This is a genomic window from Sinomicrobium oceani (genome assembly GCF_900119185.1).
Lineage (GTDB): Bacteria > Bacteroidota > Bacteroidia > Flavobacteriales > Flavobacteriaceae > Sinomicrobium > Sinomicrobium oceani.
The window spans coordinates 161721-187249 of sequence record NZ_FPJE01000009.1 but is presented as its reverse complement, the minus strand read 5'-3'; the positions used below and the strand labels follow the sequence as shown (position 1 = coordinate 187249).

Genomic DNA, 25529 nt, shown 5'->3' with positions numbered 1-25529 from the left:
GGTATTCTATTTGCTGTAGCTATTTGATCTCGATAACGCTTTCGCTGATTTCCTTCCGTACCTTTTCCATCGTCGAAAAAATATCGTCATCCGCACGGTATCCGACAGGCATGATCAGTACGGACTTCAGGCCCTCATGTCCCAGTCCCAGTACGTTATCGAACTTCTCGGGCATAAAACCTTCCATAGGGCAGGCATCTATGCCTTCCATGGCACATACCGTAAGCAGGTTTCCCAATGCCAGATAAGCCTGGTTTTTTGCCCAGGCCTCGATTTCCTCGCTGGTTTTCTTGTTAAAATCGGCAATGAGAAAATCCCGGTAAGGCTTCAGTATCTCCTCGGAGGTATTGCGTACCGCCTTGACCTTATCAAAATAACAACGGATAAATTCTTCATCGATCACGGTTTCGATGCAAAACAATAAAAGATGGGAAGCTTCCGTCACCTGCTTCTGGTCAAAAGCATGCGGAAGCAGTTCCGCCCGCTTCGCATCATCACTGACTATGACGAGCTTTACCGGCTGCAGTCCGAAAGAAAGTGCCGTAAGATTAAAAGCTTCTTTTAGCACCGCTACCTGGTCGTCGTTCAATTTGCGCGTAGTATCAAACTTTTTGGTAGCATAGCGCCACCGTAGCTGCTCTATAGTATTCATATTATTTTTTTTGGATAATGCCGGGGCTTAACAAGATGGTTTTATCCTTGACCTTTTACAGGAGCCCCGTACGGATAAATACGTAACAAATGTAAGAATAATGACCAAAGAAATAGTATTTTTGGGCTTCAATTTAACAATAATAACATCATGAACGATCATATAAAGGAACGGATCCAAAAGGCGGAAACCCGGATTTTTAAGGCTGTATTTCCGAATACCACCAATCATTACGATACCCTTTTCGGAGGAACTGCGCTGCAACTTATGGATGAGGCCTCTTTTATATGTGCCACCAGGTTCAGCCGTAAAAAAGTAGTCACCGTATCTACCGATAAAATAGACTTTACCAAGCCCATCCCACAGGGAACACTTATAGAACTCATTGCCCACATTACCAAAGTAGGCCGGACAAGCTGTATTGTACAGGTTGATATATTTATGGAAAACATGTATGAAGATGTCCGCGAAAAAGCCGTTTCGGGGAACTTTACCTTTGTGGCCGTAGATGACGACAAAAACCCCACACCTATCATAGATGCGTGGAGTTAGGGAAACCCCGCTTGCGGTGAATATGAATTCACCGGGCATTCCGGGATGATCTTACGGATTAACCATTTATTAATCCGCAGATACCGGTAAATTAAAATAAAAGAAATAACTTACAGGGAAATTACAAAATTTAATACGTTATGAAAAAATTAGTTGTATTAATGGCCCTGTTCCTGGGAACGTCGCTTTCCTGTCAGGGAAAAGTCATGGCAAAAGATCCTGTAGAAGGACAAATTGCCGTAGAAACTCACGATATCCGCCTGGGACTTGTCTCGCTTTCCGGCACCCCGACACTATCCGGAAGTTATGACCTCGGAGGGTTTTATGCCATGAATGTAGAAACAGGTGTCTATTATTATTCCCGGCACGACAGGGTAAACGGTTTTTTACGCTTGCCCGCTTTTATCGATGACCTTCCCGAAGGCACCTACGAATTCGGTGCGTTCCAGGGGCAGGGTGGCTGGATGGCTGTAAGTTCCAAGGTTGTAACGATCGGTCCGGGAATGGAAGACGAATCCGGGTATGTGACCTTGTATCTCGACATCGCCTGGGAAGAATAACACCGTCTGCCCCCAAAACCAGACATGAAAAAGACCTACCCGTTGTTACTGCACAACGGGTTTTTATATGACCTTTAGCCGGGTTGTTCACCTTTTTCCTATACATGAAAAAGAAAACCATTAAATCCGGAGCACGCCTATAACAAGAACGGCTATACTGATAAGTGCGGTAAGCATACATCCCGTACTACGCCGCTGCGATCTTAGTCCGGTGTTCTTCTCCGCATTCTTTTTCCCTTCTGCTTTTGAAGGGCTGTCTTCTTCACGATGGTCCGTTGCCCTTTTTATATAGATAAACAAGGCCAGGATAACCAGGATAATCATACCCGGTATTCCCCAGTTTTCGAATCGCAGTACGACCGTTGATAAAATGTCATGCAGTATTTCCATAATTACCAGTATTACACAAGAGTTTCCGAAACCTTTACGTTATGCTATACGCTTTTTTTCTCCGCTTTTTCCATCCCGTCATTCACATATTCCGTAGGGGTCATCCCGAAGTGCTTCTGAAAATTTCTCCCGAAACTCGTCTGGGATTTATATCCGACGCTTTCCGAAACCTCATAGATCTTCATATCGGTGGTCTTCAGGAGTTCTGCTGCTTTCTTCAGCCTGCTGATATTAATGAGTTCATGCGGGGACAGATTCGATACCTCCTTGATCTTCCTGTACAGGGTAGAGCGGCTCATGTGCAGGTTTTCCGCAAGCAGGTCTATATTGAGTTCGGGGTCCCTGATATTTTTATCGATCACCTTATCCAGCCTGGTGATAAAACTCTTATCCACATTCGATGTGGCCAGCGATTTCAGGTGTGCCAGTGGCGAACTCGAATAGTGTCCCAGGATGGTTTTACGGTTCTTCAGCAGATTAGATACCTGCACCCTGAGGTAATGTATGGAAAACGGCTTGGAAATATAGGCATCAGCTCCCGATTCCAGTCCTTCGATCCGCGCATTGAGGGCGCTTTTGGCGGTTAACAGGATGACGGGGATATGGCTCGTTTCCATACGCTCCTTGATTCGTTTGCACAATGTTACCCCGTCCGACAAAGGCATCATTACATCGCTGATAACCAACTGCACTTCGTGATCCCTGACCAGATCCCAGGCTTCTTTTCCATTCGGGGCCAGGATCACATTGTAGCTGTCGGACAATTCTTCCCGGATAAACCCGGCCATTTCCTTATTATCTTCTGCAATGAGAATAAGGGGAAGCTTTTTATCGAATGCAGGAATAGCGTGTTCACGTGCCGTATCGGCCTGTTCGTGCCCGGCGGCCAGCGTCTTGAATTCTTCTGCCTGATGTAGCGGCACTTCCAGGACAAAAGCATTTACCGACTGCTTGTTTTCATCGATATAAAGTGTGCCACCGTGCAGCTCCGCCAGAGAATGAGCCAGAGACAGCCCGATTCCGGTCCCGGTATTTCCCGCATCTCCGGGGAGACGGAAAAACGGCTCGAAAATTCTTTTTTTCAACGGTGCCGGTATTACAGGTCCGTCGTTTTCCACCTGGATGGAAAACTTCGTTTCGTGCTGTTCCAGGCTTACCTTTACGCGGCTTTTAGAGTATTTAACCGCATTGCTGAAGAGGTTACTCAGTATCTTTTTGATAGCCTCCTCATCTACCGAAGCATACACATCACCTTCCGGTTTTACCAGGTCGAACAGCAATCCCTTTTCCTGGATCAACTGGCTGAAGCGGACATAAGTATCCTCCAGCAGTTCGCTGATGTTTACTTTGATAAAACTCAGCTTCACATGCTTCATCTCCGTTTTCCTGAAATCCAGCAGTTCATTGACCAGGTTGAGCAAACGAGAGGTATTTTTCTGCATAATCCCGAGGTTTTTCGGAATTTCGGGAGATCTGTAAGTCTTGCCCAGCAATTTTTCGAGGGGGGCCGTAATCAGTGTCAGCGGCGTACGGATCTCGTGGGCAATATTGGTAAAGAATTCGATCTTAGCCTGGTAGATTTCCTTTTCCTTTTCGTTTTCGAGCTGCCTGATCTTCCTGTTGTTCTTATGCTTTGTATAACTGTGATAATACTGCAAAAGCAGGTACACCATAAGCAGAAACATCAAGGTATAGATGGTATAAGCCGCAGGGCTGGCCAGAAAAGGGGGCAGCACTTTTATCCGCAGTGCATTATTTTCCCCGCTCCAGACCCCGTGATTGTTAAGAGCTTTGACCTTAAAACTGTATTCGCCTGCCGGGAGCTCGGTAAAATTGACCTCGTGTTTTTTTTCCAGGGCAATCCAGTCGTCATTCAATCCTTCCAGCTTGTACCAGTACCGTGTCATTCCCGGTGCGGTATAACTGAGTGAAGCAAATTCCAGCGTAAATGTGGATTCGCCGGGATCGAGCGTAATATGATCGGAAAACGAAATGGATTTTTCCAGGGGAGAATCTTCCGCTCCCACCGGGACTTCACGATTGTGCAATCTCATTCCTGTCAGGTAGACAGGCGGATGCGAATTGTCGGTGAGAAACGTATCCGGATTAAAACTTATCATCCCGTAAACCCCTCCGAAATACATTTCACCGTCTTCGTCCTTAAATGCAGAACTGTAGTTGAACTGGTCGCTCAGCAAGCCGTTGGCCTTGGTAAATATCTTCAGTTTTTCCGTCTCCGGATCAAATTCCACCAGGCCGTTGGACGTACTGATCCAGAGTTTTTTATTTTCATCTTCGAGTATAGAATACGTTACATTTGCCGGAAACCCGTCTTTTTTGGAGAACCTCCGGAAATCAGAAGTTCCCCTGCGGAAAAGGTTTAGCCCGTTTTCCGTGGTAATCCACAGACGGTTCTCGGAATCTTCAAAAATACCGTTCACCACATTAGAGCTGATGCTGTCCGGATTTCCCGCTGCATACCTGTACACTCCTTTATCGCCGGTTTTCGGGTCGTAAAAGAATAAACCGTCCCAGTAGGTTCCGGCCCAAAGTACCCCGTTATGGTCTTCGGTAAGGTAGGTATAATGATATTCTTCCGGGAAACCCTCCACGACTTCGAAAGTATCGGTCCCGGGAAGATAACGATGAATTCCAGAAGAGGTCAGCACATAAATATCGCTGTTCCGGCCTTCGTATATAAAAAATATAAAATCGCTGCGAAGATGTCCTTCATCGTCTCCCGACCCGTAGTGCCTTACGATCCTGCGCGACGGGATATCCATAATATCGAGTCCGTGTTCGAAAGTACCGATCCACAATTTATCATCAACAGGTAGCAATCCGTGAATATTATAATTGGACAAAGGCCCTTTTTCGCCGACCGAAGAAAAATTCTCGAATGTTCCGGTTTCCGGATCAAAACGGTTGAGCCCGGCATCTTCTGTTCCTATCCAAAGATCCCCATAACGGTCCTTCTTGATCTCCCGAACGGCATTACCGCTGATAGAATTCTCCCCGACCCTCGGAAAATACCGTGCTATAGGCGTATATGGCTTCGGGTAATAGTTGATCCCCCCGAAATAAGTCCCAATCCACACGCCTTCTTCCTTGTCGAGTACCAGCGTGTAAATGGCATTGTCGGAGAGGGAATATGGGTTGTTATAACTTTTTTTAAGGTTTTTATAGTTTTTCGTACGGAGGTTGTAAATATAGAGCCCCGACTCACTGGCTATCCACAGCTCATCATCTCCTTTTTTCAGAAAATCCCTCACATACAGCGGGTTTTCGCGTTCTTGCAACAAGGCGGTCAATTGTTTTACAGATTCCCTGTATACCATGGCTCCGCGGTTTTTCGTGCCTATCCATAAGGTATCCTTTCCCCCGGCCGACAATGCAGTGATCTCAAGATCTTCTCCGGCATAAGGTCCTTCGGTAAAATCAATTTTCTGAAACGAATTATTATCAGGCACAAAGCGGTATAGCGCTTCCGACGAAGCCACGAAAACTTCCCCGGCCTCATTACCGGTAAGGAAGGTCACCGAAAATCGACTGAACTTCTCCTCTTTTCCCGTTCTGGTGTTCAGACGATACAGGTTACCGGAAGCAATAAACCAGAGGTTTCCGTAAAGATCTCCTTCAATATCAAGTACAGGCTGATTTAATGTACTTTCTACCGGGGTAAAAGATTCCGTAAGCTCTTCATAACGAAAGAGTCCCGTATCGGTACCCACCCAGAGGTAACCGTCGTATTCGTGTAAACAACGGATAAAATTACTCCCCAGGCTTTTGTCATTTCCGGCCTCGTACTGGAAAAGTTTAAAGTTATATCCGTCGTAGCGGTTCAAGCCGTCCTTGGTACCAAACCACAAAAAGCCACGTTGGTCCTGAAGCATAGAGACCACCGCATTATGGGACAAACCGTCTTCGACTCTCAGCTTCTTAAACGTGTAGTCCTGGCCCTGTACCCCCACTGTCAGAAGACAGCATATCAATAACAGATAAATTGTTTTCATATACCTGCAAATCAATTCATTTCGGATAAAATACACCTATACAAATCATCTCATTTTTCCACATATCATTTCAATTCCCTGGTTTCGAACGCATTTTTCAGCGGATTGAACTTTTTTGAATAAAAATTGGAACATCAGCCCCGCATATTTTCAAAATAAAATAATCTACTTTGAAAAAAAAATAATTTAACAATAAGAAACTACTTTTTTTTGAGAATTACTAAAAATAATACCTGATTTTTAAACAAAAGATAGTTGCCCACAAATCTCTTCCGCTCAAAAGTTTAGAAATCAAAGTATTGGTTCCACAAATTAATTCATAACGGTTCCGATACATTAAAGAAATAAAAATGATGTGGTCCATCTGAGTTACGATCCGGTAAAACCGCTCCTCCATGGGACACCATATAAATATAACGGCCTGTGAAGGATAGATACCTCCCCGGATTACGGGAGCCGGACAATCTCCACAAGGGCAAAAAGCAGATCAAATCAATAAGCAGGATAACCGCCCCCGGAAAAGCGGGGCCATTACATACCATTAACATGAGAATGATATCACACAACAGTGTAAGCAGGCTATGGATACCGATCCTTGCCTTAACCGTTTTGGCAGGCTGTAAAAACAAGGAAAAAGAAACCCGGAACCCGGAAGTTATCCGGACAGAGAAACCGGTTGAAAAAAAAGCAAGAGCTGTCTGGACCAAAGACCGGGCCCATCAATGGTATGAAGAACAACCCTGGCTCGTAGGGGCCAATTTCAATCCGAGTACATCGATTAACCAGCTCGAAATGTGGCAGGAAGATTCTTTCGATCCGGAAACTATAGACCGCGAGTTGGGATGGGCAGAAGCTATAGGGATGAATACCATGCGGGTTTACCTGCACGACCTGCTTCACAAACAGGACAAGGAAGGATTTTATGACCGGGTAGATCAATATCTCGATATAGCCGATAAACACCATATACGTACACTCTTTGTCCTGTTCGACTCCTGCTGGGACCCGTTCCCGGAAACCGGAAAACAACGCGACCCTAAACCCCATGTTCACAATTCGGGATGGGTACAGAGCCCGGGGCAAAAAGTATTGCAGGACAGTACCCGGTACAGCAGGCTGGAACGCTATGTTAAGGAAACCGTTGGCAGGTTTAAAGATGATAAGCGGATACTCGGCTGGGATGTGTGGAACGAGCCGGATAATATGACCGGTCCCTCCTATGAAAAAGTGGAAATTTCCAATAAGGTCGACCTCGTACTTCCCCTACTAAAAAAAGTCTTCATCTGGGCTCGTGAAGCCAACCCCAGCCAGCCGCTTACCTCCGGGGTATGGACCGGCGACTGGAGCGTTCATGAAGAGATGCACCCTATGCATATACTCCAACTCGAACAATCGGACGTGATTTCTTTTCACAATTACGATCATCCCGAAGATCTCGAGAAAAAGATCAAACAGTTACAGCGTTACGGCCGGCCGATGCTCTGCACCGAATATATGGCACGCCCCAACGGCAGTACTTTCGAAGGTTTCCTGCCCATCGCCCGAAAATATAACGTAGGCATGTACAACTGGGGACTCGTAGACGGAAAAACACAGACCAAGTACCCGTGGGACAGCTGGACAAAAACCTATACATCGGAGCCTAAAGTATGGTTCCACGAAGTTTTTCATACCGATGGAAAACCCTATAAAAAGTCAGAAACCGAATTGATCTCAAAACTCACTACCGAAGCCAATGCGCGGTAAAATCGATAAAGACGAATGAAAAAAATTATATTCCTTTTAGCATTGTTCGGCTTTGGTCTTGTTACCGCCCAGGAAAACATGTTTACCAATCCGTTACTACCTTCGGGAGCTGACCCCTACAGCACCTATTACAACGGATATTACTATTACACGCATACCCTCGGCAACCGGTTAATGCTATGGAAAACCAAAAACCTGGCCGACCTTAAAAATGCGGAAAGCAAACTGATCTGGACCCCGCCCCCGGGCACTGCATACTCCAAAGAGATATGGGCACCGGAATTCCACATCATAGACGGGAAATGGTACGTGTACTTTGCCGCCGATGACGGGGATAATAATAACCACCGTATGTACGTCCTGGAAAACACTTCCGAAGATCCGTTTAAAGGCCACTGGGAGTTTAAAGGCAAAGTTGCTGCATGGCCGGATCGCTGGGCTATCGACGGCAATGTATTTACGTACAAGAATAAATTATACATGATATGGTCGGGCTGGGAAGGAGATACCAATCATCAACAGAATATTTATATCGCCAAAATGAAAAACCCCTGGACCATAGAAGGCAAACGCGTGCTCATCGCAGAACCCACCTATGCCTGGGAAAAACAGGGAGACCTGCAGGATGCTAAAAATCCACCACATGTCAATGTCAACGAAGGACCTCAATACCTGGAACGCAACGGCAATATTTTTATCGTCTTCTCTGCCAGCGGTTGCTGGACAGACTATTATGCTCTCGGGCTGATAAAGCTGAAAGGCGACGATCTCCTGAACCCTTCTTCCTGGGTAAAACATCCGGAACCGGTTTTCGGCAAATCCGAAACCAATAGCGTTTATGCACCGGGACATAACTCCTTTTTCAAATCGCCGGATGGTACGGAAGACTGGATCCTATACCACGCCAACAGCAATCCCGGAGAAGGATGCGGGACAAAACGCTCCCCGAGAATGCAGAAAATACGGTGGAATGCCGATGGTACACCCGATTTTGGCACACCTGTCCCCGAAAACGAATATCTCACTATTCCTGCAATCCGTCAACAGGAGCAAAAATAACCGATAGACACCATAAAAAATAACAATATGAACTAACCACTTTACAGCTCAATAAACGCAATCGATTGTGTAAACTAAAAATCAACACTTTATTTTCTGAAATGTATTAACCTCCAAAAACCCGATACCCATGAAAATGCATATTCTTTACTTCCTACCTGCTATGGCATTGCTGTGCAATGCCTGTGACCAGTACCTCCAGGGCGGTTCGCCCGGGAAAGAAAAGACAGCGACCCGGCAGGTTTATCTTGCCGATCCTACCGTTTTTGAAAGTAACGGCACCTATTACCTCTATGGTACGAAAAACGACCCTGATATTACGGGTGAAGGCTTCCTGGTGTACACCTCACAAGACCTGCAGCACTGGGAGGGCCCTGCCGGCGCTACCGATGGGTTTGCCCTGAAAAAAGGAGATGCGTTCGGGAACGGCGGGTTCTGGGCTCCCCAGGTATTTTATCACAACGCCACATACTATATGGCTTATACGGCAGACGAACATATTGCCATAGCCACGGCAGACAGTCCCCTCGGACCATTTACCAATGACGGATCGGATATCGATGCCCCGGTAAAGCAGATCGACCCTTTTGTTTTTTTCGATAACGGAAAAGCTTATCTGTATCACGTTCGCCTGCAAAACGGGAACAGGATATTCGTCGCCGAGATGACTACGGATCTTTCTGCCCTGAAAACCGAAACGTTACAGGAATGTATTTATGCCGAAGAGCCCTGGGAAAATACAGAAAATGCCTCCTGGTCGGTCGCAGAAGGGCCTACGGTAGTAAAAAAACAGGGAACCTATTACCTGCTATATTCTGCCAACGACTTCAGAAACCCTGATTATGCCGTGGGTTATGCTACAAGCAATTCGCCGCTCGGGCCATGGCAGAAATCGACCACCAACCCGATCATTTCCGAACAACAGACCGGCCAACCCGGTTCCGGCCACGGCGATATCATCACCGATACCAACGGGAATGCACATTATGTACTGCACACCCACAATTCCGGACAGGACGTCCACCCGAGAAAAACCGCACTGGTCACCCTTAACTTTCAGAACGGGCACTACACCATGCTCCCTGACAGTTTCCGGTGGATACAGCGTACAATAGAAAATTAATTCCTAAAAACCCAATATATATGAACAGGTACATATACAAGATCGTTGCAGCAACACTTTAACCACGGAAATACGCCCCCCGGATCTTCTTCTGTATTTTTCCAGTTACACCACCTGCGAAACCAACGCAGTTTTTCAGAAAGCTACGGTACCCGAAAACACCGGGCTTTCTGTACCTACATCAACCATAACCAAAAGACCGTGCTTTGACGATAACCATGAGGTTTATTTGTGAAAGCCCGGTAAAATTAAATGAGAACTACATGAAAAAAACACTACATGACCATGCTTTATCGCCGGATAGAGACATGCCCGGGTACCTGATCGTATTTGTCATGCTCTGCATGATGACGAGTACTATAGCGGCTAAGGATCTCATACCGGCCAACGACAACACCAAGGATTCGGTACATCAGCAAAAAGAAGTGATTACCGGAACCGTAATAGACGGCCAGGGTGTACCACTCATCGGCGTTAACGTCATAGAAAAAGGCGTGCGAAACGGTACAACAACCGATTTTGACGGGAATTTCAGCCTTAGAATAAGCAAGATCCCTGCTACACTGGTATTCAGCTATGTGGGCTTTACTACCGTAGAAAAAGCGGTTACGGACGACAGGTCCCTGTTTGTAACCTTAAATGAAAATATGGATCAACTCGACGAAGTAGTTGTCACGGCTTTCGGACAGCAACAGAAAAAATCGGATCTTATCGGGGCGGTGACTTCCATAAAACCCGAAGAACTCCGGATGCCGATGAGTAACCTTACCGGGGCCATGCAGGGACGGGTAGCCGGTATGATCTCTTTTCAGCGCAGTGGGGAACCCGGTCTTGACAACGCCGATTTTTTTATCCGCGGCGTCGGAACCTTCGGTGTCAACAAAAGGCCGTTGATCCTGGTGGACAACATGGAAGTCTCTGCCGATGATCTGGCCCGTATCCCTGTGGATGATATCGCGAGCTTTACGATCCTTAAAGATGCCACCTCTTCGGCCGTGTACGGTTCGCGAGGAGCAAACGGTGTTATTCTCGTAACGACCAAATTAGGAACCGAAGGACGTCCACGGATCACGGTACGTGCGGAACAGCGCTATTCCTCGCCCACCCGAATGCCCGAAATAGCCGATCCGATAACCTTTATGAAACTGCATAATGAAGCCATACTTACCCGCGACCCTTTGGCGCTGACTTTATATTCCGAAGAAAAAATAGCAAGGACACTTGCCGGGGAAGATCCTATACGATACCCGTCGGTAGACTGGCTCCGGGAAGTAACCAAGAAAGGCACCCATACCCAAAACTATAATCTGAGTATACGCGGGGGCGGGCAGGTAGCCACCTACCTGGTAAGCGGAAACCTTACCCAGGATAACGGGCTTATCCGTGTAAACCCCATTAATAACTTCAACAATAACGTGGATTTCAAGGTGTACAATCTGCGAAGTAACATCAATATCAATGTTACCCCGAGTACCCAGCTCATGGTACGGGCCATTGTAAGTTCACGCAACTACAGCGGTCCTCCCGAAGGAGGAAGTTCATCCTTCCGGAATGCACTCCGTGCCAACCCGGTATTATTTCAGCCTATTTACGAACCGGGGCCGCAACAATCGTATATCGGTCATCCGATGTTCGGAAATTTTGACGACGGGAGCGGGAACCTCTACCTGAATCCCTATGCCGAAATAGTCCGCGGATATTCGGAATGGACAGATAGCAGAATGCAGGTACAGGTAGAGCTCACACAGGATTTTTCGCAATGGGTAGAAGGCCTCAGTTTTCGGGGGTTGGCCAATACTTCCCGTAAAGCCGTTATGCGCTACCGCAGGCAGTACAATCCTTTTTACTATATGCCCACGAGTATTAACCCTTCTACCGGTAAATATTCTTTCCTGAACCTCAATCCGCTCACTGGTACCGAACACCTCGATTACAGGGATGACGGAAGAGGACAGGAATCTACGTTCTATATGCAAAATGCCCTGCATTACGACCGTACTTTCAACGAAAAACACAAAGTAACCGGTATGTTTATCAATACCCTCAGGAGCAGTGTAGAACTCCCGCGTTACGAGGGCGGGTCCGTACTCAACACTTTGCCCTACAGGAATATCAGTTTTTCGGGAAACTTCACTTATGCCTTCGATGACAGGTACCATGCACAGTTTACTTTCGGTTATAACGGCTCCGAAGTATTTGCCAGAAATCACCGCTGGGGCTTCTTCCCTTCCGCAGGACTGGCATGGACCATACATAACGAATCGTTTATGGAACCTCTTAAGGACGTCATCAGTACAGCCCGTCTGAGACTTACCCATGGGTTGGTCGGTAATGACAATATCAGTGACACCCGGTTTTTCTACCTCTCGGATATGGAACTTAACGAAGGAGGTCGAAACCATGTTTTCGGGATAGGTCAGGGAGGTGAAAACTACAAACGAAACGGTATCAGAGTTAACCGTTATGCAAATCCTTATGTGACCTGGGAAGTTTCCAGACAGACCAACCTCGGGATAGACCTCGGATTTTTTAATGGCAAACTGACCTTTACCGGTGACTTTTTCCGACAGATACGGAGCAAAATTGTACAGGACCGTGCATCACTGCCTTCTATTATGGGCCTTGCGGCAGACGTAAAAGCCAATATAGGAAAATATAAAAGTTACGGATTTGATGGCGAAATCGTGTACAACCACAGCATTAACGAAAACCTGTGGTTGCAGGGCCGGGGGACATTTACCTTTGCCAGGGGGGAATATCTCGAATACGAAGAACCCAACTACGATTATGACTATCTCAGCCGTATCGGGCTGGATGTAAACCAACGTCGCGGCTATATCGCAGAACGTTTGTTTATAGACGATGAAGAGGTTTTTAACAGTCCCCGGCAATCCTTTGCAGGTATGGTCATGGGCGGAGATATCAAATATCTCGATGTCAACGGTGATGGTGTGGTAGACGACAACGACATCGTCCCTATCGGCTACCCGACTGTTCCGGAAATCAACTATGGCTTCGGACTCACTTCGGGCTATAAAAATTTCGAAGCATCATTCTTTTTCACCGGGGCAGCAAGGACCTCCCTGTTTATCAATCCGGGCCTTGGAGATTCGGAAAACAGCGGCTCCGCTCCTTTCGGAAGCATTACATCCCCGAATGCCGTATTACAGGCCTGGGCAGACAGCCACTGGTCTGAGGACAACAGGGATGTCTATGCTTTATGGCCCAGGCTCAGCCAGAACCCGCTTTCGAACAATACGGAAACCAGCACACACTGGATGCGAAACGGGGCATTCCTCCGCCTGAAACAAGTGGAGATTGCCTATACCCTAAACCAGGATTTTACCCGCAAATATAAAATTGACAGGTTCAGGATCTACATCAGCGGAACCAACCTGTTCAACATCAGTGCTTTTAAACTCTGGGATCCCGAAATGGGGGGCTCGGGTCTGAGGTATCCGATACAACGGGTACTCAACCTGGGGGTACTCATGTCATTATAACCTTTGACCACATTAACCAAACCAAGTAATAACCATAAAACAGTTCCAATGAAGAAGATATTAAGCATCATACTGTTAGCAGCGCTGCTGGTTTTACCAGGAGCCTGTAATAAATATATTGATATTGTCCCGGATAATATCGCAGAGCTACATATGGCATTTGCCTCAAGAACCATGGCCGAAAGATATTTGCACACTTGCTACAGCTGGATTCCGAAGGGACACAACCTCTCTACCAATGCAGCTATGCTGGCCGGAGACGAGTTCTGGATGAACTCTACCACAAATTTCAGTCAGGGCGGATGGCCCAATTGGTACATTGCCATGAGCGGGCAAAACAGTAATAGTCCCCTGCTCAATTACTGGGACGGAAACAACGGCGGTTTTAGTATATGGCAAGGCATCAGAGACTGTAATATTTTTATCGAAAATATACAAGGCGTGGAGGAAATGGAGCAGCAGGAAAAAGATCGCTGGCAGGCCGAAGTCAGTTTTCTGAAAGCCTATTACCATTATTATCTTCTCCGTATGTACGGTCCTGTTCCTATAGTGGATGTCAATACCGATACCTTCGAAGACCCTGAAAATATTCATTACGAAAGGCAATCCACGGATAAGGTTTTTACCTACATCATCAATACCATAGACGAAGCTATCCCTGCACTCATGGAAAATGTAATGCAACCGGCCGAAGAAAACGGCCGTGTTACCCAGGTGGTCGCCAAAGCTATGAAAGCAGAGATCCTGGTTACGGCAGCCAGTCCTTTATTTAACGGGAACAGCGATTATCCCGGTTATATCGATGCAGCCGGCGAACCATTGTTCAACGCTTCATACGATCCGGAAAAGTGGAGTATTGCCGCAGAGGCGTGCCGCGAAGCTATAACACTTGCCGAGGGGTCCGGTATATCCCTCTACAAATGGGTTCCACCTACCAATATGGCCCAGGTACCTCAGCAAAGTACTATTTACCAGATGAGCATACGCGGGGCTGTTACGGCACGCCAGGACCTCAATCACGAAGCGATATGGGTAAACAACAGTAGTATGGCCGGAGCCTCCGAGCAGGGCCATGCTTTTATGGTAAGAAGCCCCGATCCCGAAAAGATAGCCAATACGTCCACAGGAGGATATATGGCACCTACACTGAATATCGTTGAAAAATTCTATTCCAAAAACGGGGTACCTATAGAAGAAGATTACACCTACGACTATGCCAACCGGTACGAGCTCCGGGAAGTTCCCCTCGGCGATTCTCCTTACCAGTACGATCTCACTCCTGGCTATACGACCATAAATCTTCATTTCGATCGCGAAGACCGATTTTACGGTTCTGTTTCTTTTGACGGGGGACGCTATTTTATGAGTAACCACGGAAGTGATAAAGATGCCTGGTCTACCAATTACCGACCCGGTGGAAACTGTGCGGCAACCAACTCCCCTACCCGATACAGCGGTACAGGCTACACGCCGAAAAAACTGGTGAGTTACCGTTCCGTTATCGGTAATGACAACAATTATACCGCCTATGAATATCCCTATACCATGATGCGTCTTGCCAACCTTTACCTGTTGTATGCCGAAGCACTTAATGAGGTTAATGGTCCGTCCGAAGAAGTATTCCGCTATCTCGATGCAATTCGCGAACGCAGCGGACTCCGGGGCGTAAGAGAATCCTGGCTGGACTACTCCGTACAACCGAACAAGCCGAATTCGCAGGACGGACTCCGGGAAATCATACGCCGCGAGCGAACCATCGAACTCGCTTTTGAGGCGCAGCGTTTCTGGGATCTCAGACGGTGGAAAACGGCCCAGGTGGAGCTGAATACGCCGATTTACGGATGGGATATCCTCCAGGGCGATCCGCAAACCTATTACAGAAGAAGAGTGCTCTTTTCCAGATCTTTTACGCTTCGTGAATATTTCTGGCCGATCAGCAATAACGAAATACGAAGGAATGACGGTCTTCTGCAATCGCCTCTTTGGTAAAACTTAAAACAGAAAAGATGATCACAAATTACATACAAAAACTGATATACACTGCAGCATGGTGTGCTGTATGTGTCCTGCCCTTGAGTTGCTCCGACGATCTCGAACCTTCTCCCTCCCGACAGGGCAACAAACCCGACCCTATTACTTCCTATACGGTAAAGAGCATTGCGGGCGGAGCCGTAATCACATACGAACTCCCCGACAACAGTGATCTTCGCTACGTAAAAGCCGCGTACAGATTATCAGACGGAAGCCTTCGCGAAAACAAGGCATCCGTGTATCACAATTCCATATTGGTCGACGGTTTTGCCGAAGCAGGAGAATATGAGGTAGACCTGATTGCGGTGAGTGTCGGGGAAGTTAATTCCGATCCCACTCCCCTCGAAATTACCACGCTGACCCCTCCGTATCTTAAAACGCTCGAATCTATCGCAAAAGAAGGTAATATGAAAGCTACTTTCGGCGGAGTACAATTGCGTTTTGAAAATGAAACAGAAGCCCCCCTGGTCCTTCATGTGGTGGCTAAAGACAGTGTCGGACAATGGAATGCCGAACGCGATTTTTACACCCAGCTTTCTTCCGGAACATTCAATGTAAGGGGCTTTCCTTCGGAAGAACGGGAATTCGGTGTGTATATCACAGACCGCTGGAACAACCGTTCGGACACCCTGTCTAACGTATTCCTGCCGATCTTTGAGGAACAGATGGACAAATCCCTTTTCCAGGAATACAATCTGCCCACGGATACCTGGGAAGCACACAGCGGATTCAAAACCCCGAAAGTACTCTGGGACGGAGCAGACTGGGTTTCCTCCACCATCCTTCATACCAAACCCGGAACCGGCATCCCACAGCATTTCACTTTTGATATGGGTGTTGCTGCTACACTAAGTCGTTTTCTGATGTATTCCAGGCTTAACCACGAATACCGGTGGAACCATCCCAAAGTGTTCGAACTGTGGGGGTCTAACGCTCCCGATCCCGATGGCAGCTGGGGCGCCTGGACACTGGTCGGCACCTTTACTTCGATAAAACCTTCCGGTTCACCGGGAACAGAATACACCGCAGACGATATCGCCTATGCCCGTGCCGGGGAAGAATTTAATGTGGAAAACCAGGAAGAACCCTATCGCTACTGGCGGTGGCGGACATTGGATACCTGGGGAGGAAATTCGGACGTAGCCCTGGGTGAGCTCACATTTTTCGGCACGGTAGCCGATTAACTCCTCACCCTGAAGAAATGTTTTAATACGATCATCAAAACCATGTGAAATGAAATTCAATACAAACCATATTATACGGATATTCTGGGTTCTTGCTGTAGCATTGCTTACCCGGTGTACCCCCATAGACCATCATTACAGCGACTACCTGGACAATGCCGAAAAGGCTTATCCGGGACGGGTGGATTCCCTGGTTTTCCTGCCCGGAAATAACCGGGGCGGTATCCGCTCACTGATCAGTACCGATGCCCGTGTAAAACGCATGAGGATTACCTGGGGCCAGGACGGTAGTTTCGAAACCGATATCCTTCCGGAAGATATAGCGGGTTATAAAGACGTTATTATTCCCGAAATCGAGGAAGGGGTCTACACCTTTGACGTACGTACGCTGGACAAAGACGGTAACCAGTCCATGCGCTCCGAAATATTCGGCAGGGTCTATGGCGAAACCTATACCGCAGACCTCAACAACAGGATCATAGAAAGTATTACAAAAAAGAGCGACAGTATCGTAGTCAACTGGTTTGCCGAATCGACTTCCGATACGACCCTGCTGGGTACTGTGGTTTCCTACGAGACCGAAACCGGGGGGCAACAAGAGATATTTGCTGCCGCGGCCACAGATTCTACCGTGCTTCCGAAATATAAAACAGGAACAACTTTTAATTACAATACGCTCTATAAGCCCGGAAGTATGGCTATCGATACATTTTATGCAGCTTCCCGTATCATCGACCCGGCAGATTACATCACTCCCGAACGCACGCTTTACGACAGGGAAAACTGGTCCATAGCCGGGGTGAGTGCGGAGGAAACCAGGGGAGACCGCCTGGCTGTTAAGGTGCTGGACGGTGACGTCGGTACCTTCTGGATCGCCAACTGGTCCGGAGACAGCGGTCCCATACCCACATATCCCGATCATTGGCTGACCGTAGACATGGGGGAAGTCCGGAACGTTGACGGTTTCTTCTTCGCACAGAAAAACGGGGACAGGAAGATCCGGGAAATGGAGATCCATATCAGCGACGATAACGAATCGTGGGAAAACCTCGGGCTGTTCGGACTGGCAGATATCAACAGGGAATATCAATACCTGGACCTGGATGCCCGAAAGACCTTCCGCTACTTTAAGATCGTCCCCACGGCCGGCCACGATTCGCAGCAGCAGCCCGGACTCGCCGAAGCGGGAACTTATTATTATTAACTCTTGAAATAACTTCTTAAAAAACAATGTATGTATAGAAAAACATTAATACTGGTATTTCTTTCCCTGCAATTTGCAACGGCGCAACAAAGTATGCTGAAAGACTTTCCGGAAGGATATCATCCCGAAGAGATAGGAAAACTCATCGCCTACAGGTTTGTGTATGCCAAACATGCCCTGCATGCCGGAAAATGGATCGGTTACCCGGAAACATTCTATTGGAACGGTACCCTGCGTTTTGCCGAACTGACAGATGATGCATTTCTTCTCAAGGCCATGAAAAACAGGTTCGAGCCCTTGTTCACTACGGAAAAGGCATTGCTGCCCATTAAAAATCACGTGGACCTGAACATGTTTGGCAGCCTGCCATTAACGCTTTACAGCATAACCAAAGACCAGCGCTACAAGGAACTCGGAATCCCTTATGCCGACACGCAATGGGAAGTTCCGGAAAACGCCAGACCGGAAGAAAAAGCCTGGACCGAAAAAGGATATACCTGGCAGACACGTCTTTGGATCGACGATATGTATATGATTACCATAGTACAGACCAATGCCTATAAAGTAACGGGCGACAAGAAGTATATCGATCGTGCTGCGAGGGAAATGGTGATGTACCTCGATGAACTTCAGCGTCCCAACGGCCTTTTCTATCACGCTCCCGACGTGCCCTACTACTGGGCCCGGGGCAATGGCTGGATGGCTGCCGGAGTTACGGAACTGCTCCGCTACCTTCCGGAAAATCATAAAGACCGTCCGAGGATCATGAAAGGCTATCTGAAAATGATGAAAAGCCTGAAAGATTTCCAGACTCCCGAGGGTATGTGGAACCAGCTTATCGACGAACCCGATTACTGGGCTGAGACTTCAGGATCGGCCATGTTCGCATACGCCTTTATTACAGGGGTGAAACAAGGATGGCTGGATGCCGGAACCTATGCCCCTGCGGCCCGTAAGGCATGGATGGCACTGGTTCCTTACGTCAATGCACAAGGAGCCGTATCGGAAGTATGTGTGGGTACCAACAAAAAGAACGATAAGCAGTATTACTACGACCGTCCGCGCCGAACCGGTGATTATCACGGTCAGGCCCCTTACCTGTGGTGTATTAACGCCCTGATGGAAAAATAATTTAACCTTAAATCAATATCATATGAAACGATCAATCTTTTATGCATGCGTCGCAGGTTGTACACTGCTGCTCCATGCGTGCGACAAATTACCGGGATGGTCCGAAGACCCCGAAACCCCGGCCGAAACCCTTGCCGGACTGGAAGCAGACAGTACGTTTACCAATCCTGTGCTCCCGGGAGGACCGGACCCCTGGGTAGTCCAGAAAAACGACAAATATTACTATACCTACACCCAGGGCAGTAAGCTGGTTATCCTGGAAGCCGACTATATGTCGGAACTGGCTTCCGCCACCCGACATGAAGTCTGGACCCCGCCTTCCGGAATGCCTTATTCCAAAAACCTCTGGGCACCGGAACTCCATCAAATAGACGGCAAATGGTATTTCTACTTCGCTGCCGATAACGGGCAAAATGCCAATCACCGGATGTATGTCCTGGAAAATACCTCCGCCAGCCCCGTAGAAGGAAACTGGGTGTTTAAAGGCAAAGTTGCTGATACTACCGATAAGTGGGCGATAGACGGCACGATCCTGGAACACAATGGCCAGCTCTACATGCTGTGGTCCGGAGGCAATGCAGGAGCACCCCCGCAGGAGATCTATATCGCCGAAATGAGTGATCCCTGGACGATTTCAGGACCGAAAGTGGTGATCTCCTCTCCTACCTATAACTGGGAGCAAAACGGCAATCCCATCAACGAAGGTCCGCAAGTGCTTATCAATCCCGACGGACAGGTCTTCGTAGTGTATTCCGGTAGCGGTTATTGGGTAGACACCTATTGTCTTGGCCTGTTGACCCTCAGCGAAAACGGTGATCCGATGAACCCGGCAGACTGGACCAAAAAACCGGAACCCGTTTTATCTATGAAAGCCGAGAGTAATGCATACGGGCCGGGTCATAACGGTTTCTTCAAGTCTCCCGACGGTACCGAAGACTGGATTATCTATCACGCGAGAAGCCAGGTAGGTGGCGGTGGAAGAAATCCCCGTATCCAGCGTTTTACCTGGAACACCGACGGTTCTCCTTACTTCGGAGATCCCGTGCCTATAAATACACCATTAACGAGACCTTCCGGGGATGTCATACGATACAGGCATCAAAAAGACAACTGGACTATCGCCGGGTTCAGTTCGGAAGAAGTAAACAACAGCCGACTGGCTATCCGCCTGATCGACGATGAAGCTTCTACCTACTGGATTACCCGTTACTCCTCCAACCCTACCAGCTATCCCGATCACTGGATCACCGTGGATATGGGAGAAGTATCTACCGTTGACGGTTTTATCATCGCCCAGAAAAACGGGGACCGTAAAGTAAAAGAACTGGAAATCCTGGTAAGTGATGACAACCAGAACTGGGAAAGCCTCGGAGACTTCAAGCTCAACGATATCGGACTTATGGACCAGTATGTCGATCTGCCCCAGCAGGAACAGTTCCGCTATTTCAAGATCGTTCCCACAGTAGGTTATGACAGCCAGCCACAACCCGGACTCGCAGAAGTGGGGACCTTCCGGATGGCTCCGTAACATAGAAGTCAAAGCCTAAATAACCAACCTGACCACCGTAGTAAATAGAACCAATTAATTATTAAAACGTAAAAATGACATGAAAAAAGAAAAAGATGGTGATTTTTTGCGATGGCACACAGGATTTCCCAAACAAGGTATCCTGGTAACACTATTATGTCTTATTGCAAACCAAATGTTCGGAAAGGATCCCGGTGACAACGTAAGTGCCGTGTACGGTACGTATCCGCAGGAAATAACTGTAACCGGGACAGTTCTGGACAAGGACGGGGTTCCGCTTATCGGGGTGAATGTCCTGGAAAAAGATGCCCGGAACGGTACCTCAACCGATTTTGACGGAAATTTTAGTCTCACCGTAAAGCAAACACCTACTATACTCGTATTCAGTTACGTAGGTTTTGCTACGGTAGAGCAAACTGTAACAGACAATCAGCCCTTGTCCGTGACCATGGAAGAAGACATGGGAAAACTCGACGAAGTCGTTGTCATCGGATACGGAACACAGAAGAAAAAAGACCTTACCGGTGCGGTTTCGAGGGCTAACCTGGAAGATTTCAGGGAAGCCCCCGTAACCAATATGGGACAACTTTTGCAGGGAAATGTTCCCGGGCTCAACGTAGGCCAGGTCAACAGTGCAGGATCGACCCCTTCGATATCCATACGGGGAAGATCGACGATTAACGGTAAAAATGACGTATTGATCGTTCTCGACGGGATACAGTACAACGGCTCGCTGGAATCGATCAACCCCAACGACATCGCATCGATAGATGTGCTTAAAGATGCCAGTTCAACGGCAGTTTACGGAGCACAGGCTGCCAACGGTGTTATCCTCATCACTACCAAAGACGGAGGCAGAAACCGTAACCCGAAAATTACAATTTCGGCTTCCTACACCGCTATGGAACCGACGACCAATCTCCGGCCACTGAAACGACAGGCTTACCTGGACCGGCTGAAAACCCTGTACTATGAAGATGCTTATCTGGGACCCGATTATACACAACCCAATCCCGCTTTCGACTATGCCGATTATATCGACCCTACCATGCTCGATAGTGAACAAAAGCTGGTAAATACCGATTTCGATTGGTGGGATGCCGGGACCAATACCGGTTTTATCAATGAACAGAAAGTCAGTGTCACCGGCGGATCGGAAAAGACCAGTTATCTCATCTCTCTCGAACATACCGACCAGGAAGGTTTTATTGTCGGTGATAAATTCCAGCGTAAGGGAGCCCGGGTCAACCTGAATACACAAGCCACCGACTGGTGGAAAGTAGGGGTACAATCTTTTGCTTCCTTTGTTAAAAAAGACGGAGCAGAACCCAAAATGAGTGACCTTGTACGCTCGTCTCCGATGTTATCTCCTTATGATGACGAGGGAAATCTCATCCCCAGTCCTTTCAACTCGCTCGATCTGAACCCCTTTCTCGCTTCGGATATCGACGATATGGAGAGACACGATTACTTCTTCGCCAATTTCTTTTCCGAAATTCAGTTTCCTTTTCTCGAAGGGCTTTCCTACCGTGTGAATTTCGGTAACAATTACCGGATCAACAGGTATTACAGGGCAAGTGAATATGCTGCGGGATTCATCGGTGAAGCCTATAAAAACCAGGATTTTTACTATGATTATACCCTGGATAATATCATTAACTACAAAAAGACCTTCGGAAAACACAGCATTGATGCTACGTTTGTCTATGGTGCTATCGAACGTAAATTCGAAAAAACAACAGCCCGTGCCACAGGATTTTCCCGTATGGATCTTGGGTTTAACGGCCTGGATCAGGGTGCAAACCAGTTTACCAATTCCGAGGCATGGAGCGAAGCCCTGAACTACCAGATGGCCAGGGTTAACTATAAATTCGATGAGCGCTACCTGATTACGGGAACCATACGCCGTGACGGATTCTCGGGCTTTTCCGAAGACAACAAATTCAGTTATTTCCCTTCCGTGGCTGTAGCCTGGAACATCGATAACGAATCTTTCTTTAACGAAGACTGGGTAGATAACCTGAAGCTCAGAGCAGGTTACGGGATCAGTGGAAACCAGACCGACAGGTACAAATCGCTGGCCAGGGTGCTGTTACGCCCTGCCTATGTATTTGGCGATGGGGGATCTACCGAATTCGGACAACAGCTCAACTCTCTGGCAAACAACAACCTGAGATGGGAAAAAACGGCAGGTATCAATATCGGTATAGATTTCGCCATACTGAAAAACAGGATACAGGGAACGGCAGAATTCTATCATTCCAACACCAACGACCTGTTGTTTGATGTTGCTATTCCCGACATCACCGGTTTCGAGACCATCAGTACCAACATCGGAAAGATCGAGAATCAGGGATTCGAACTCACCCTGTCCACACACAATATCAGGAGTGAGGGCTTTAACTGGCATTCTACGTTTAACTTTTCTACCAACTCCAACAAGATCAAAGAGCTCATCGGGCGTGATGCCGACGGTGACGGTATCGAGGATGATCTTATTTCAAGTAACCTCTTTATCGGTAAATCCATCGGGGCCATTTACGGTTATCAAACCGACGGACTATACCAGATAGGCGATGATATACCCGATGGCTATTTTCCGGGAACCCGTCGTATCATAGATCAGAACGGCGATGGCACAATTACCCCTGCAGATGACCGTGTAATCCTCGGAAGAACAGAACCGGCTTACAGGTTTAGCGTCCTGAACACCTTTAAGTATAAAGGCTTGAGTCTACGGGTTTTCATCAACGCTATTCAGGGTGGTAAAAACGGGTATATGGATTCCAGTACCAATTCGATCTTTGTCAATGACAATGCCGTGAGGTATAACTGGCTTAACGATATCGACTATTGGTCTCCGGCCAATCCGGGAGGAGACAGTCCGGTCTTCAGGAGTTCTCCTGTCATCAACCCCGAAGTGTACAGATCCCGTAGTTTCGTAAGACTTCAGGATGTGAGCCTCAGCTACCAGTTCGACAAAAATATCATAGAGAAACTGGGGATGGACGAACTGCAAATATTCGTCAGCGGTAAAAACCTGGCTACCTGGACCAAATGGAAAGGCTGGGACCCTGAGCCCAACGAGCCAAGAGATCGCAGACTGAGTATAGAAGGAAGACCCGTACTCAAAAGTTATTCCCTCGGACTTAACATCACATTTTAAATTCAAGAGACATGAAAAAAATAACCTTATATACCCTCATCGTACTTTTGGCTTTCAGCTCGTGTCAAAAAGATTTTCTGGACGAAAAACCACTCGATTTTCTGAGCTCCACCAATGCCTATCAGAATTACGATGGGCTGAATGCTACCATAAACAACCTGTACTGGTTTACACGACGGGTATTTTTTAACCGGGACGAATCCAGACCTTTTGACTTCCTGTATGGCACCGACATCATTTACGACGGAGAACAGAGTACCAACCGTCATTCGAACATGATCGCTGCCTATGACCCTACTTCCGGGATTCCGGCTACGCACTGGGACAACCTCTATACTATGGTCGTAGAATCCAATCTCGTTATCAGTCGTGCTCCCGAGGCGGATCTTACCGAAGAAGAATATACCGACGTCGTGGCACAAGCACATTTTTTCCGGGCTTTTGCCTACCGTACCCTGGTCTACCTGTTTGGCGGGGTTCCCCTGGTTCTGGAAGAAGTATCCACGCCTCGTACCGATTTTGTCAGGGCTTCGAAAGCGGAAGTGCTCAATCAGATTATCGAAGACCTGAACTATGCGGCGAAGCATCTTCCGGCCATTAATCAGGTTAAAGACGGGAAACTGAGCAATCTCGCGGCGCAGCACCTGCTCGCGGAAGTATATCTCGCCGCAGGGCGTCCGCAGGATGCGGTAGATGCCGCAACCATTGTCATTGATGATCCGGCAACAGGATTGATGCAAAGCCGTTTCGGATCACGCTCCGGAGAACCCGGTGATGTGTACTGGGACCTGTTTCGCAAAAACAACCAGAACAGGGCTTCCGGAAATACCGAAGGTATATGGGTTATACAATTTGAAACCGATGTCATCGGAGGAGGTTCCGTATCCAGCGGCAAAGACGGTTCCTTTGCTCTCGAAAGGCACCACGTACCGTTTTTACGCGACACCAAAGTTAACGGTATTAACCTTTTCGTGTGGCCCGTCAGTGGCCTTACCGGAGGAAGAGGTATTGGCTGGGGGATCTCTACCAAATATTTCAGCGATGAAATCTGGGAAAGCGATTTCGACAACGATATGCGTAATTCCGAATACAATTTTATCCGGGAGTTCCTGGTTACCAATCCGGCTTCTCCCCTATATGGCGATACCATATCTACCCAGAACCCTCCGGCAGGGCTCGTCGTCCCGAGCCGTCCTTTTTATGCCTACCAATCCAAGGCCACAACACCGTTCAACCACCCTGACGGATTGTACGCGGACAAAGACAATTACCTGCTAAACAACTCCGCCGGAGCTACCTATACCGATCAATACATGTTCAGGCTTGCCGAAACCTATTTGTTGCGTGCCGAAGCATATCTCGGTCTCGGCAATACTTCCAAAGCCGCCGAAGACATCAATGAAATAAGATCCAGGGCCCATGCCAATCCGGTAGCTGCCGCCAATGTGGATATCGACTATATCCTCGATGAAAGAATGCGTGAGCTCGGCGTGGAAGAAAAAAGAAGACTCACCCTGATGCGGCTGGGACTATTATATGACCGGGTTAAAGCACACAACCCGTATTATGCGGATGAAATTCAGCCGGCATATAACCTGTGGCCCATACCTGCCGAAGAGATAGAACGAAATATTGATGCGGAATTGGAACAAAATCCCGGATATAATCAATAACTTTCCGAAAAATT

General features: G+C 47.6%; 16 protein-coding genes. 13 read left to right on the top strand and 3 right to left on the bottom strand.

Going from position 1 to position 25529, the window contains the following annotated elements; all coding sequences use genetic code 11:
- Positions 1 to 19: 19 nt before the first annotated feature.
- Positions 20 to 652 (bottom strand): NAD(P)H-dependent oxidoreductase, encoded by a 633-nt coding sequence (locus BT112_RS10055; RefSeq protein ID WP_072317236.1) that lies wholly within the window; start codon positions 650 to 652, stop codon positions 20 to 22.
- 150 nt (positions 653 to 802) lie between these two features.
- Here BT112_RS10055 and BT112_RS10050 point away from each other — a divergent pair, with 150 nt between their 5' ends.
- Both BT112_RS10050 and BT112_RS10045 read left to right on the top strand, forming a co-directional pair.
- A complete protein-coding gene (locus tag BT112_RS10050) occupies positions 803 to 1204 on the top strand; it encodes an acyl-CoA thioesterase (RefSeq protein ID WP_072317235.1) in 402 nt (133 codons plus the stop codon).
- 140 nt (positions 1205 to 1344) lie between these two features.
- The gene (locus tag BT112_RS10045) at positions 1345 to 1764 is read left to right on the top strand and encodes a hypothetical protein (protein ID WP_139276099.1); all 420 of its coding nucleotides are present in this window, start codon (positions 1345 to 1347) and stop codon (positions 1762 to 1764) included.
- Positions 1765 to 1884: 120 nt separating this feature from the next.
- On the opposite strand, the gene BT112_RS10040 is transcribed toward BT112_RS10045, so the two are convergent.
- Positions 1885 to 2154, bottom strand: coding sequence for a hypothetical protein (locus BT112_RS10040; protein ID WP_072317233.1), 270 nt, complete (start codon positions 2152 to 2154; stop codon positions 1885 to 1887).
- Positions 2155 to 2198: 44 nt separating this feature from the next.
- A complete protein-coding gene (locus tag BT112_RS10035) occupies positions 2199 to 6167 on the bottom strand; it encodes a two-component regulator propeller domain-containing protein (protein ID WP_072317259.1) in 3969 nt (1322 codons plus the stop codon).
- Between the two features lie 423 nt (positions 6168 to 6590).
- On the opposite strand from BT112_RS10035, the gene BT112_RS10030 reads away from it, so the two are divergent.
- From BT112_RS10030 to BT112_RS09980, 11 genes are all read left to right on the top strand, one after another.
- Positions 6591 to 7913 carry a glycoside hydrolase 5 family protein gene (locus BT112_RS10030; protein ID WP_245777018.1) on the top strand — a complete coding sequence of 441 codons (1323 nt, stop codon included), beginning with the start codon at positions 6591 to 6593 and terminating at the stop codon, positions 7911 to 7913.
- A gap of 15 nt (positions 7914 to 7928) precedes the next feature.
- Positions 7929 to 8972 (top strand): glycoside hydrolase family 43 protein, encoded by a 1044-nt coding sequence (locus tag BT112_RS10025; RefSeq protein ID WP_072317232.1) that lies wholly within the window; start codon positions 7929 to 7931, stop codon positions 8970 to 8972.
- 130 nt (positions 8973 to 9102) lie between these two features.
- On the top strand, positions 9103 to 10095 hold the full coding sequence (locus BT112_RS10020; RefSeq protein ID WP_072317231.1) for a glycoside hydrolase family 43 protein: 993 nt from the start codon (positions 9103 to 9105) through the stop codon (positions 10093 to 10095).
- Between the two features lie 263 nt (positions 10096 to 10358).
- On the top strand, positions 10359 to 13598 hold the full coding sequence (locus BT112_RS10015) for a SusC/RagA family TonB-linked outer membrane protein (RefSeq protein ID WP_175545775.1): 3240 nt from the start codon (positions 10359 to 10361) through the stop codon (positions 13596 to 13598).
- Positions 13599 to 13646: 48 nt separating this feature from the next.
- The gene (locus BT112_RS10010; protein WP_072317230.1) at positions 13647 to 15587 is read left to right on the top strand and encodes a RagB/SusD family nutrient uptake outer membrane protein; all 1941 of its coding nucleotides are present in this window, start codon (positions 13647 to 13649) and stop codon (positions 15585 to 15587) included.
- Positions 15588 to 15604: 17 nt separating this feature from the next.
- A complete protein-coding gene (locus BT112_RS10005; protein ID WP_072317229.1) occupies positions 15605 to 16813 on the top strand; it encodes a DUF5000 domain-containing lipoprotein in 1209 nt (402 codons plus the stop codon).
- 49 nt (positions 16814 to 16862) lie between these two features.
- The gene (locus BT112_RS21830) at positions 16863 to 18017 is read left to right on the top strand and encodes a DUF4998 domain-containing protein (protein ID WP_072317228.1); all 1155 of its coding nucleotides are present in this window, start codon (positions 16863 to 16865) and stop codon (positions 18015 to 18017) included.
- A gap of 30 nt (positions 18018 to 18047) precedes the next feature.
- A complete protein-coding gene (locus BT112_RS09995) occupies positions 18048 to 19148 on the top strand; it encodes a glycoside hydrolase family 88/105 protein (RefSeq protein ID WP_072317227.1) in 1101 nt (366 codons plus the stop codon).
- Positions 19149 to 19170: 22 nt separating this feature from the next.
- Positions 19171 to 20676, top strand: a complete 1506-nt coding sequence (locus BT112_RS09990) for a family 43 glycosylhydrolase (protein ID WP_072317226.1) — start codon at positions 19171 to 19173, stop codon at positions 20674 to 20676.
- Between the two features lie 79 nt (positions 20677 to 20755).
- Positions 20756 to 23842, top strand: a complete 3087-nt coding sequence (locus tag BT112_RS09985; protein ID WP_245777017.1) for a SusC/RagA family TonB-linked outer membrane protein — start codon at positions 20756 to 20758, stop codon at positions 23840 to 23842.
- Between the two features lie 11 nt (positions 23843 to 23853).
- A complete protein-coding gene (locus BT112_RS09980) occupies positions 23854 to 25515 on the top strand; it encodes a RagB/SusD family nutrient uptake outer membrane protein (RefSeq protein ID WP_072317225.1) in 1662 nt (553 codons plus the stop codon).
- The last annotated feature ends 14 nt before the right edge of the window (positions 25516 to 25529 follow it).